Raw genomic sequence first — 12,119 nt, 5'->3', positions numbered from 1 at the left:
ATTTTCAATTTAAAATAATGGATTATAGAATATAAATCCGTAAATCAGGTATGTAAATAATAATAAAAAAGATAATAGTATTAAATAATCAAAAAAAGTTTTTTTTATAGGGTTTAATAAAAATAAAAATAAAGAAAATAAAGCGCTCAAGTCCCAAAACCTAATCGATATTTCAGGTGATTTTGTGAATATAATGGAGATGCATAATGGTAGTAGGGTATAAAAAAACATTATGTGCATATTGTAATTATTATTTTTAATGTTTTTTACTAAAAAAGTAAATATTATTATGTATAATAATATTTTAGGAGGGGTAAACATGTTTATTGAGTAATTATGCCAGTTATTAAAGTAACCAGTAGTAGAACCTCTCATGGACATAATAAAATCAGCAGAGTATTCAAATGTAATGAATCCAAGTATGGTCATTAGTATAAATAAGCTAAAAATTAAAGTAAATCGATTTGATTTATAAAAATAAGAAAGGATCGGTAGTACAATAAAAATAATTGAACTCAAATGAAATAAGGTTGCCGTAATTATAAGTAATATAGATGTAAATAAATTTTTTCTTATGGTGTAAGGTATTGATAATATTATAAAACATACTGCGATAGATAGTCGTTGCTGAGTTAAATCATGGAGCAGGTAAAAGCTAAAAATATATATTATAGTAAAAAATATAATTTTATTACTGGTTGTTGCTAATCCTCTTGCTATGTATAATTTTAATAAAAGTGTAATTGTTGATATAAAGAAGAAAAGAGACTGTAAACTTAACTCTAAAATGTTCTTGGAAATATGAAAAATTAATAAAAATAAAGGCTCAAAACGTGATTCCGAAATGTTATTATATTCAAAGTTGTAATCCTTAAAATCTCGTGAGTATTCTAGATTAAAAAAGGAAAAAATAATAGCTAATAATACAATCAGATAGAAAATAAATGTTTTAATTATACTTAAAGTGTTCATTTTTCATTAAATTATAATTGATTATTGATGTCTGAGGAATTTTGTCCATCAAATCCTACTCTTATTTTTCTGACAAAATATATTAAGCTAAATAACCATCTTCTAATAACCCAAACTTTATGTATAGGATAAGATAGTAGAGTATAAGTTAACTTATATTTTTTATCTGCTTTATTTAGTATTTCAGTTTTTACATGTCCACCATATAAAGTAAAGCATAGAATTTTACTATTCAGCTCACTTACATTGTTACTAGCAGTATTATATTGTCTCCAGCCCATATGCTCAACTAAGATAGTTCTGTTAGTACGGCAGGAGTATAATTCAGGACGTAAATATCTCATATGGTCAGGGTAAAATTTGGAGCTTTTCTCAATAGACCAATCCCACCTATATATGGCAGCTGTAGTGTCTACACTGGAGATATAAAGGTCATTGATCATCTTACTATTATTATATAAACCTTCTTCTTGATTAATTACATTCTTAAAAAAAACTTCATTCTCTAGCATATATTCCCATGATAAGGAAAGACCTATTTTCCCTATAGAAATATTTTCATCCATTCGATTTATTAAATAAGTAAGCCAACAAGATGATGGTGTTATACATTTAGAAAAATCTATGTCTCCATCAGTTAAAATGAAGTACTTTGTTCTGTGATTTTTTTTTATTTCTTTTAAGGTTTCATTAATTCCAATAACCCATTTGTTTTTTTTATTAGAAACTAAAGTTATTAAGTTAGGATAGTTTGATTTGATCTTATCTAATTCGTCAAGGTGGCGATAATCTGTAGAATTGTTGTCAACAATGTAAATGTGGAAGTCGATTGTAACTGTGTTAATAATAGAAGATACACATTTACTTATAAATCCACTTTCATTTCGTGTCATTATTACTATAGGAATTGATGCAGCGTTAAACTTCATAAATAAATATATCCTTGATTTAATTATTAGTAATAGCTGTAGCTATGAAATTAGCTGATTTTTCCCTCAGTTTTTCTAGTGTTTTATGTACACTTTCATAATCTATATTTAAGCTTTCATTTATATATGAATCTAAGCTTTTCTTCTGTTCATCGTAAATCAAATGTTCTAATCCTAGTGAAGATAATAAGCTATAAAGTCGGGTCATACCTCTTTGTGGATTAGGATAAACAATAAATGGTTTTTTAAATATTATTGAGAAGCATACACAGTGGAAAGAGTCTGTGACGATAATTTTTGATTTATGTATTGAGTTTAACCAATCTGCAACCTCTAGATACTCTTGATTTTTATCATAATATATGTTTTTTATTTCAGACTTTGTACTTTCAGCTATTTTATTAATTAATTTACTAAATATAGTATCTAAGTCTAGCTTATAGTAAGAAATAAACGGTGGGTATATCATATCTGATGTTGAATTATTAATAATATTTAAATATACATCTGAATTATGTAATAATGTTGGGTCTAAAACATGATTTGCTTCTATTCCAAATTGAGTTTTACAAATATTAACACCTGAGTTTTCTCGGCATGAAATATATTTAAAGTTTGATAAGTATTTTTTAATCTTATTTGTTAGTGATTGATTATAGCGCCAGGTATCAACACCGAAGCTTGCTGCATAAGCTATCTTTCTACAAGAACTATCAGCAAAATTTAAAAAATAAACATCTACGTTTGGCTTAGTCATTTCAGGGCGCCAAACCTGGTCGCTTCCTACTATAATCATTTGATATTTAAGGTTAAGTAATTTTTTTTTATGATGCAGTGGAGGACCAACTTCTAGCCATTGCTGTCTAAATCTTTCAAATACCTGAACATTACCAATTTTTTCATTAACTACGATTGGCCTCAGAATTTTTAATAATCTTAAAAATTTACCTAAAGATATTCGAGCTCTCAGTGTTATACTATCTGTAGGTATGAAATTGATATTTTCGACTTTGAAATCTGGGGCAATATTTTTTATTTTTATCTGTAGTGCATAAGCTTGTAATACTGCACCATAATTATGATTAGAATAATGAAAGTTTAAAAGTCCAATTTTTTTCATGATTTAACTCGTTTTAAAATAAAATAAAAATACTTAATATAATCTTTAATTTTTTTATTTCTTATTTTTTTGAAATAAATTTTAACATTTCTAATGTCATCATGATAATAATAAATCCCTAGCTTTTTTCTGTTATATATGTCATCAAGTAATGACTCCCAATTATTAATTGGAACATTCTTCAAGCTGTCAAGAACATCAGTAACTAGTTTTTTATGGTTATCACATCGTATAATTTCTTTATTCATTTCACTAATAGAGTGAGAATGACTATCTGGTCTATCATAATAGTAAAATAAAGGCTCATTAATATAGCCACACTTGTACTCTATAGATAAAGGTAATAAAATTTGCCAATTCTGGCCTTCTCTGGATTCATTTATATGTAAGTTTGGAATTGTATTAAGTATACAATGTCTTCTTGCCATGTAGCCAGCGCCTGTGAAATATATATTACGCACATATAGTAAATCATAAAATAATTCGGAGCTAGTTAGGTTAATATGATTACTAAATTTATCTAACTTATTATTTTCTAGGTTAGGTTTTTTCGTTATATAGCCATCACTTCTAACAAAGCCATAAGATTCATTTTTCTCTAAAAAAGATACTTTTTTCTTTATTGAATCTTGGTCTAGCCAATCATCTGCATCGACCCAACAAAAATAATCACCAGAAAATATTTTTAATCCTTGATTAATTGCCGCTGCTTGTCCTTTATTTTCTTGTGATAAAATTATTAGTTCAATTCCTTCATTATTGAAAATTTTTTGATAATCCCCTATGATATTCAAAGTATTATCTGTAGAACCATCATTAATTATAATGAATTCTATATTTTTATATGTTTGTTTTAATATTGATAAAAGTAATCTTTCGATTTGTTTTTCATTATTATATGTTGGAGTTAGAATACTGACTAGCTTTGACATTTTTTATTTATTACCTGATTTAATTTACTAACAAGTTCTTTTAGTGCTTGGCTTTTGTAGCTAAGTACTATAAATATTACTGTATATAAAATTACTATGCCAAAAATTTCTCCAAAGGTAACTAATAAATTTGTATCTAAGTTATCTGATAAAAAATAATTGTTAATTGCTATTATAAAAAATAAAGATATTATTATATAAAAAAGATTTTTGGTTGTATTTTTAATATAAGCAGTTAGTTTTTTATGGAATATATGTTTGTATACAATATATGGTTGAACCCATATAGGGACTATTAGAGTGGATATTAAGCTTGCTATTAACACTCCATTAATACCATATAGGTTTACCAACAATAAACAAGCTACTAAATTTATTAATCCCTGTATTAAAGGGGCATATTTGTCTTTGTCAAAAATCCCCCCCGCAATTTTTATGACATTTAATGGAAGTCTAATTCCAAGTAATAAATAATTTAAAGTTATTAATGCGATTGTAGAGTTTGGTAATATATAATCAACCCCAATCCATTGATAAATAATCTTATTTATATAGAAATAAAATATAATTGATGTTATGCCAAAAATATAAAAGGATATTAACTGAATTATGTAAAAGTTACTTTCACAATTATTTTTGTTTTCAATAATTAAATTCCCAAATGAAGATGTCAAGCTGTTATATATTATTGATATAAATGAAACAAGAATCCCAATAACTAATACATAGTTAGAATATATACCTAAAACACTGACGCCAATAAATGCAGAAATAACTAAATTCCCTGTGCTATTTACAAATACGTCTCCTATTTTATGGAAGAAAACTGCAATGGTTTTTTCTTTTACTAATTTTTTATCTTTAAAGGTAAGTTTTTTTTCTTCAATGCCTAATATGCTAGTATAGTTATTATCAATTATTTTATTAACGTAAATATTCTCTAAGACCTTTATTATAATTTGAAAAATTAGTATTGTGACGAAACTTTTAGTTATAAATAAAATTATAGATTTACCCACTAAATCAAGCAGCTGAAATTTTGAAATTGTTGGTATTATTTTATAGTTTTTTTGGTCTGCTATAATCAACGTTCTTTTATAGCTACAGAAATAAGTAATTACCGTATTTGAAATGAATAATATGTAAATTAATATTAAATATGATAATTCCATGTCAGTTGGTATAATTAATTTAAGGAATGGAATTACAGATAGCCCCGAAAATATAATGATTATACCAATTATTATATAAATCCTTTTTATGTAATTAATAAATGCATTTATTTTTTCTCTATTATTTTGGGATAAGGGTTTATATAATAAATATGATATGGCTTGCGAAAAACCCAGCTCTGCAAGCGAGAGAACGGTGATTATGTTAGTTAAAGCAGTATTAATTCCAAGAACTTCAATGCCAAGTGTTTGTATGAAAACCGTACGATAAACTATATTGAATATAGTTATTAGTATTATATTTACCCCTGAATATAATCCATTATTTAGTGCATTAAGTATTCTCATTTTAATTTAGAGTATAAAAATTATTTACAGGTAATCTTGGTGATTTAGCTATAATATATTCTTGGTTTGGATAACCAAATGCGATTATTAAAATAATTTTCTCAGATTGAGGTATCAAATTCAATTTGCTAAATTTCTTTTCTGTTCTATAGGAGTTGCACCAGTTCAATGGACAGCTTTTTAACCCTACTGATTCGATTGCATACATTAGATTCATAGAAAATATCCCACCGTCAGTATATGGTTGGTTTCTTTCATTAGGGCTATAGAAGGCGCTAAGTTCACTTGTAACTACCGCTATCATTGGTATATTTTTAGTGAAGCCGCTATTTCCATTTTGAAAGGATAAAATTTTATTTTTATTATCCTGTGTAAAAAAATGTACTTTCCAGTGTTGGCGGTTACATACTGAAGGTGCAGTTATTGCTAGTGACATTATTTCATTAATCACTTCAGGGGTTATTATTTTTTTTTCATCAAAATTACGGCAACTCTTTCTTGAGCGCATAGCTTTTTGTAAAGAATTATTAAGTGATATATCGGAATAACTACTTTCGTAATAACCGCTTTGATTACATTTTTTGTTATTAAAATCTTCTTCTGCAAATTTATTTCGTAAGTTAATGTAAAAATCAGGTAACGTATAATTATTTTTATAGTGAAATTCTTTATAAGCATTAAAAACACCTAATGAAATATAAAATATCTCATCCTTATCTGTTTGCTTAATGTATTCTAAGGTGTTCTTTGTTAGTCTTTCAAAAACCTCTTTTCCAAAGCCTTGACGAGGGTTCGGAAGGCTAATTGCTTTTTCTATTCTATGTTTATCTTGGAGTATCCAGCTTTGTAGTTCTTGTTTTGTTTTTGCTTTTTTTGAAGTATTGGTATAGAAATTTTTATATTTTTTTAAGTCGTAAAAATAGTTTAATTCTAATAAAACTTTTTCATGTAATTTTTTAAGAAAGTTCTTGACCATATGTATTAGTAACCTTTTAAGTTAAAATGAGTTCCATTCCTATCTTTTTCAGAAATGATAACATTCTGAACTAACCAATTAATATTTAGATTATCATCATTCCACTTGATGCACTTTTCACTGTTTGGGTTATAATAATTAGTCGTTTTATAATTAAACTCAGCAGTTTCACTCAAAACTAAAAAACCATGCGCAAAACCTTCAGGTATCCATAATTGACGTTTATTTTCGGCTGATAAATTTACTCCTACCCATTTACCAAATGTTGGTGAATTTTCCCTAATATCAACTGCAACGTCAAATACTTCACCAGCTATACAGCGAACTAACTTTCCCTGAGCATAGGGTTCTTCTTGATAATGTAAGCCTCTGAGTACACCTTTTATTGATTTTGAATGATTATCTTGTACAAAAGTCACAGGATAACCTACGGCTTCATCAAATTGTTTTTGATTAAAACTTTCAAAGAAAAAACCACGCTTATCTTCAAATACTTTCGGCTCAATAATTAATACATCAGGAATTTCAGTTGGGATAATTTTCATTTGTTTTTAACCATTTTTAGTAAGTATTGGCCATAGGAATTTTTGGATAAAGGTTTTGCCAGCTTTTTAACGCCATCAGCTGTGATAAACCCTTTTCTGTAAGCAATCTCTTCAGGGCAAGCAACTTTTAAACCCTGGCGTTCTTCTAAAGTTTGAATGAAATTACCTGCATCAATTAAACTTTGGTGTGTTCCTGTATCTAACCATGCATAACCACGACCCATCATTGCTACTGATAAATTGCCTTGTTCAAGATAAAGGCGATTAATATCGGTGATTTCTAATTCACCGCGTTCTGATGGTTGCAGGTTTTTTGCAAGCTGAATAACGGTGTTATCATAAAAATATAGGCCAGTAACCGCATAATTACTTTTAGGTTTTTTAGGTTTTTCTTCTAAAGAGATAGCGGTACCAGTTTTATCAAATTCAACAACACCATAGCGTTCAGGGTCATTCACATGGTAAGCAAAAACAGTCGCACCGGACTCTTTCTTAGTGGCTTTTTCAAGTTGATTTTGTAGGTCGTGTCCGTAGAAAATATTATCACCAAGAACGAGCGCACAATTATCATCACCAATAAACTCTTCACCAATAATAAATGCTTGTGCTAGTCCATCAGGGCTTTCTTGTACCTTATATTCTAAATTTAACCCCCACTGGCTACCATCACCTAATAATTGTTGAAACCGGGGAGTATCTAGCGGGGTACTGATAATTAGAATATCTCGTATACCGGCTAGCATCAGTGTACTTAATGGGTAATAAATCATTGGTTTATCATAAACAGGTAGTAATTGTTTACTTACTGCCATAGTTACTGGATATAAACGAGTTCCTGAACCACCTGCTAAGATAATACCTTTATATGTCTTTTCCATCTTTATATTCTACAAATTCTTATTTAATTGATAATTCTTTAATTAAGCGTTTAACACCTAATTTCCAATTTGGTAATTCAGTATTGAATGTTTTTTTAAATTTGTTGTTATTCATCTTTGAATTATATGGGCGTTTGGCCGGTAGGGGATAATCGGTTGCTGGAATAGCATTTAATTCCCTCAAAGCTAATTCTATATCATTTATTTGTGCTTCTTGTGTGACTAATTCAGTATATTGATACCAGTTGGTTGAACCAGAAGAGACTAAGTGGTACACACCGCATTTGTTTTTATCCAGTAACGTTTGGACTATAGCAATCGCCGTGCAATCAGCGATCAACTCAGCACCTGTGGGGGCGCCATATTGGTCATTGATAACTGATAATATTTCTCTCTTTTTGGCTAAATTAAGAATTGTTTTTGCAAAATTATTACCATAAGTAGAGTAAACCCAACTGGTTCTAAAGATTAGATGATTGGAACAATACTGCTGAATGTATTTTTCACCATCTAGCTTTGTTTGACCGTATATATTTAATGCTGCAGTTTCATCGCCTTCTTGCCAAAAATGTTCACCTTCTCCAGAAAAGACATAGTCAGTTGAATAATGAACTAACAGCGCATCAATTTTTTGAGCGGATTGAGCTAAAACTTTTACAGCTTCACTATTGATTAGTTGAGATAATTCGGGCTCACTTTCTGCTTTATCTACAGCGGTATAAGCCGCAGCATTGACAATAACATCCGGTTTTAACAACTCTATAGTTTTTGCTAGATCATTAAGTTTAGATAAATCACCGCAATAGTCCTTCGAGTGCCTATCTAAGGCAATTAATTCACCTAGTGGTAATAAAGCTCGTTGTAGTTCCCACCCTACTTGGCCATTCTTACCGAGAAGCAAGATTTTCATTTCTTACTATCCCCATAATGTTGTTGAACCCATGATTGATAACTACCATTTTTAATATTATCAACCCACTCACTATTCGCTAAATACCATTCCACTGTTTTACGAAGTCCAGTTTCAAATGTTTCCTCTGGCACCCAGTTCAGCTCATTTTTAATTTTTGTGGCGTCAATGGCGTAACGAAGGTCATGACCTGGTCTGTCAGTCACGTAAGTAATTAACTCTTCATAGAGATTAATACCATTCGATTTATTTGGTACCAATTCATCGAGGATGCTGCAGATTGTTTTAACCACATCAATATTGGCTTTTTCGTTATGGCCACCAATATTATAAGTTTCACCAATTTTGCCCTCGGTGACAACTTTGTATAGTGCCCTTGCATGGTCTTCTACATATAACCAGTCCCTAATTTGCTGCCCATTACCATAAACAGGTAATGGCTTACCTTCTAAAGCATTTAAAATAATAAGCGGGATCAGTTTTTCGGGATAATGATAAGGACCATAGTTGTTAGAACAGTTAGTCACAATGGTTGGTAGCCCATAAGTACGTTGCCATGCACGGACTAAATGGTCGCTGGATGCTTTAGATGCAGAATATGGGCTGCTTGGTGCATAAGAAGTGGTTTCAGTGAATAGGTCAGTTGTTGATTCAAGATCGCCGTAAACTTCATCTGTTGAAATATGGTGGAAGCGGAAGGCTGATTTTTTATCGGTAGGCAATTGATTCCAATAGTGACGAGCCGCTTCTAATAAAGTATAGGTACCGATAATATTCGTTTGAATAAATTCACTTGGGCCATCGATAGAGCGGTCAACATGGGATTCAGCTGCTAAGTGCATCACCACATCGGGTTGGTGGAGGTCAAAGAGTTGTTTAATGACTGCAGAATCACAAATATCGGCTTGAGCAAATATATAGTTGGGGCTTTCAGAAATTGATGCTAAAGATTCTAAATTTCCTGCATAAGTTAATTTATCAATATTAACAACACTGTCGTTAGTATTATTAATAATATGGCGAATAACAGCAGAACCAATAAAGCCTGCGCCACCAGTCACGAATATTTTCACTGAGAACCTTGTTATGAAATAAGTAATAAATTAAAAGTGGTCTATAGTTAACTTTTATGGTGTCAATTATTAATAACACCCATAGCTACCGCACTGGGTTGTCGGGCCCCAGAGCACCATTGAATTTGTAAATGCATACTTATCAATTGAAAACATTGCATTTTTTGCTAACTTGCTCAATTGATAAGCAAAGCTTATTGTTTTTTTACCGCCAAAGGGTATGCCTCAGCATTTATTTGGTCAAGTAAAAAGCGATTAATAATACCATTAAAGCTAGTTACTGACTATCACTGCGATAGCGTTAGAGAATAGTCCTAACACAATCACCAATAGAATAAGTTATTTTAAATTATTAGGTTATAATCCTATTCTTACGCTTTGTACGCGATTAAATATTTAAGTTAAGTTATTCCTTGTATATCATTGCTTTTAGTGTGGGTTCAATAAAAGCCAGATCCTAATATTTCTATATTTATCCGAATTCCGCGTAGGAATAGATTAATAAAATGCTTAATTGATTATATTAATTAACTTGGTTGTCATAAGGGATTATATGAATGGCATATTTTTGGCTAGAATAATAATGTTCGAGGGATAAAAAAACGGATTATGCTAAAAACATAACCCGTTTTTGATAAAATATGCTTAATATCTGCTAACTACCACTTAAACGGCACGTTTACCGTAACGGCAGCGCCTAAATCATTGCGTGTTTCGTAATCAGTTTTAGATACCCAAACTTTCGCATCAGTGCTGACGTCATTGTCAAAGTTATGCCACCAACCGAAATCAACGCCTTTGATGGTTTCTGATTTAGGGAACAACTTGTTGCCTTCAAAGTTAGATTTATTCACTTTCGCGTACATCAAGCGAGAACTGACGCGGTTGTCATCATCGAGAGTGTATTCCACTTTGGTGGTGAGCATGCGCCCGTCGCCGCCCATCGCGTGGCCTAGTGATGCACCTTGTTGGTAATAACCATTTTTGTAGATAAAGTGGCGATACATTACGCCGTCTTTGTCCCACTCAGTATGGGTGTTCGCGCCTTCAATGTACCAATTTAATGGTTGGCCCCATAGTGTGTGATAACCTTCGATACCACCCATAAAGGCGTTTTTCGATGGGAAAAGGTTGGCTTCATCTTCACCGACCATTTGGCCATATAGGCTGACAGGTAGGTCGATTAATGGGTAAAGTTTCAGTTTGAAGTCTAAACCTGCCAGTTGGTTACCCGGGTCATCGTTATAGTCGCCAGTATTATCCCTACCGCCCATAGCATTCCAGAAAGAATTCCAGTTATTAGGGCGGCCATCGCCTCCCCACATGACCACGCGAGAACCACCGAGTTCGAAGAAGTCAGTTGGGTTCATGGTCATACGTAAACCAATCAGTTTAGTGTTGGGTTGGGAAGAATATTGTTTGATTTGCCCTGCGGTGAGCTGGTATTGCCATGAACCAATCCAAGAAAGCCATGGAGTTTCAAATGGGCTTTGGTCAGCACGTTGAATTAAGAAGCCAGTAACAGGGCGAGCCGCATCGGTACGAATTAAGCTACCATCGTGGCCTGGTCCCCACCATTGTGGGATTTCACCAAAGGATACCCATTGGTTCCAAATTTTGACACCACCATATGAGCCATTGAGGTTGTAGTCAGAACCATTTTCAACGCGTAAAGCACGTTCGCCATTTGCGGTGAGGTTTAAGTCTACGTCGTCAGTGCTGTAGTTACCTGAAACGGTATAGCGAATATCACTATATTCACTCTGGGCAAAGCCCTGTGGCATAGAGTTGTGGCTAGATGCAAGGTGAGTTTCTAGTTGAACACTGTTTTTCTTACGGTCAAGGTTCTTTTTAATGCGCTGAATAATGGCTTCTTGTTCGCTATTAGTAATATTTGCATTATTTAAAGAACGTGTGATTTCTTCTTGGGATAGTGGCCAAGTTGATAAGCTAATTTGGATGACGTTACGTTCAGAAAGCCAAGCAAGGTCGCTGCGTAAGTTGTTATCGGGTAGAACTAATCCCCCCGCAACGCTTTGTGCACTTATGGCGCCGAACACAGCAAGTATGGCTAGCTTAGTGAGCTTGAATTTTTTCATTGATAAATCCATTTGAAGTTGAGTTCGCCTAATATTGAACAGGTTAATAAGGGAAAACCTGTAAATTAAATAAAGTTAAAATATGATTATTATCAGCCCACATTATAAGTATCTTAATTTGCATTGAGTTGGGCTTCTGTGCTTTCTATTAATATCAATTATCAC

General features: G+C 31.7%; 11 protein-coding genes. All 11 read right to left on the bottom strand.

Features of this window, described 5'->3' with window-relative positions; genetic code table 11:
* Nucleotides 1–9 precede the first annotated feature (9 nt).
* The 11 genes from P3L37_RS21445 to P3L37_RS20545 all read right to left on the bottom strand — a co-directional run bounded on the left by P3L37_RS21445 (nucleotide 10) and on the right by P3L37_RS20545 (nucleotide 11,954).
* The gene (locus P3L37_RS21445) at nucleotides 10–972 is read right to left on the bottom strand and encodes an EpsG family protein (protein ID WP_410479535.1); all 963 of its coding nucleotides are present in this window, start codon (nucleotides 970–972) and stop codon (nucleotides 10–12) included.
* Between the two features lie 11 nt (nucleotides 973–983).
* Nucleotides 984–1,901 (bottom strand): glycosyltransferase family A protein, encoded by a 918-nt coding sequence (locus tag P3L37_RS20590; RefSeq protein ID WP_272667520.1) that lies wholly within the window; start codon nucleotides 1,899–1,901, stop codon nucleotides 984–986.
* 19 nt (nucleotides 1,902–1,920) lie between these two features.
* The gene (locus P3L37_RS20585) at nucleotides 1,921–3,021 is read right to left on the bottom strand and encodes a polysaccharide pyruvyl transferase family protein (RefSeq protein WP_272667521.1); all 1,101 of its coding nucleotides are present in this window, start codon (nucleotides 3,019–3,021) and stop codon (nucleotides 1,921–1,923) included.
* Nucleotides 3,018–3,953 carry a glycosyltransferase family A protein gene (locus P3L37_RS20580; protein ID WP_272667522.1) on the bottom strand — a complete coding sequence of 312 codons (936 nt, stop codon included), beginning with the start codon at nucleotides 3,951–3,953 and terminating at the stop codon, nucleotides 3,018–3,020. The genes P3L37_RS20585 and P3L37_RS20580 overlap by 4 nt, the downstream gene beginning before the upstream one ends.
* Nucleotides 3,941–5,473, bottom strand: coding sequence for a lipopolysaccharide biosynthesis protein (locus tag P3L37_RS20575; RefSeq protein ID WP_272667523.1), 1,533 nt, complete (start codon nucleotides 5,471–5,473; stop codon nucleotides 3,941–3,943). The genes P3L37_RS20580 and P3L37_RS20575 overlap by 13 nt, the downstream gene beginning before the upstream one ends.
* Before the next feature lies 1 nt (nucleotide 5,474).
* Nucleotides 5,475–6,449, bottom strand: a complete 975-nt coding sequence (locus tag P3L37_RS20570) for a nitroreductase family protein (protein ID WP_272667524.1) — start codon at nucleotides 6,447–6,449, stop codon at nucleotides 5,475–5,477.
* A gap of 5 nt (nucleotides 6,450–6,454) precedes the next feature.
* Complete coding sequence (gene rfbC / locus P3L37_RS20565; protein ID WP_272667526.1) at nucleotides 6,455–6,994, bottom strand: dTDP-4-dehydrorhamnose 3,5-epimerase; 540 nt, start codon at nucleotides 6,992–6,994, stop codon at nucleotides 6,455–6,457.
* A complete protein-coding gene (rfbA, locus tag P3L37_RS20560) occupies nucleotides 6,991–7,872 on the bottom strand; it encodes a glucose-1-phosphate thymidylyltransferase RfbA (RefSeq protein ID WP_272667527.1) in 882 nt (293 codons plus the stop codon). Before rfbA ends, rfbC begins: the two co-directional genes overlap by 4 nt.
* Nucleotides 7,873–7,891: 19 nt before the next feature.
* Nucleotides 7,892–8,782, bottom strand: a complete 891-nt coding sequence (gene rfbD, locus P3L37_RS20555) for a dTDP-4-dehydrorhamnose reductase (RefSeq protein WP_272667528.1) — start codon at nucleotides 8,780–8,782, stop codon at nucleotides 7,892–7,894.
* On the bottom strand, nucleotides 8,779–9,855 hold the full coding sequence (gene rfbB / locus P3L37_RS20550) for a dTDP-glucose 4,6-dehydratase (protein WP_272667529.1): 1,077 nt from the start codon (nucleotides 9,853–9,855) through the stop codon (nucleotides 8,779–8,781). Before rfbB ends, rfbD begins: the two co-directional genes overlap by 4 nt.
* Before the next feature lie 659 nt (nucleotides 9,856–10,514).
* Nucleotides 10,515–11,954, bottom strand: a complete 1,440-nt coding sequence (locus tag P3L37_RS20545) for a capsule assembly Wzi family protein (protein WP_117162996.1) — start codon at nucleotides 11,952–11,954, stop codon at nucleotides 10,515–10,517.
* Nucleotides 11,955–12,119: the final 165 nt, after the last annotated feature.

Source organism: Providencia sp. PROV114 (assembly GCF_032704305.1).
GTDB classification, from domain to species: domain Bacteria; phylum Pseudomonadota; class Gammaproteobacteria; order Enterobacterales; family Enterobacteriaceae; genus Providencia; species Providencia rettgeri.
The sequence above is the reverse complement of the archived record's forward strand: the minus strand, read 5'-3'. Positions and strand labels throughout refer to the sequence as shown.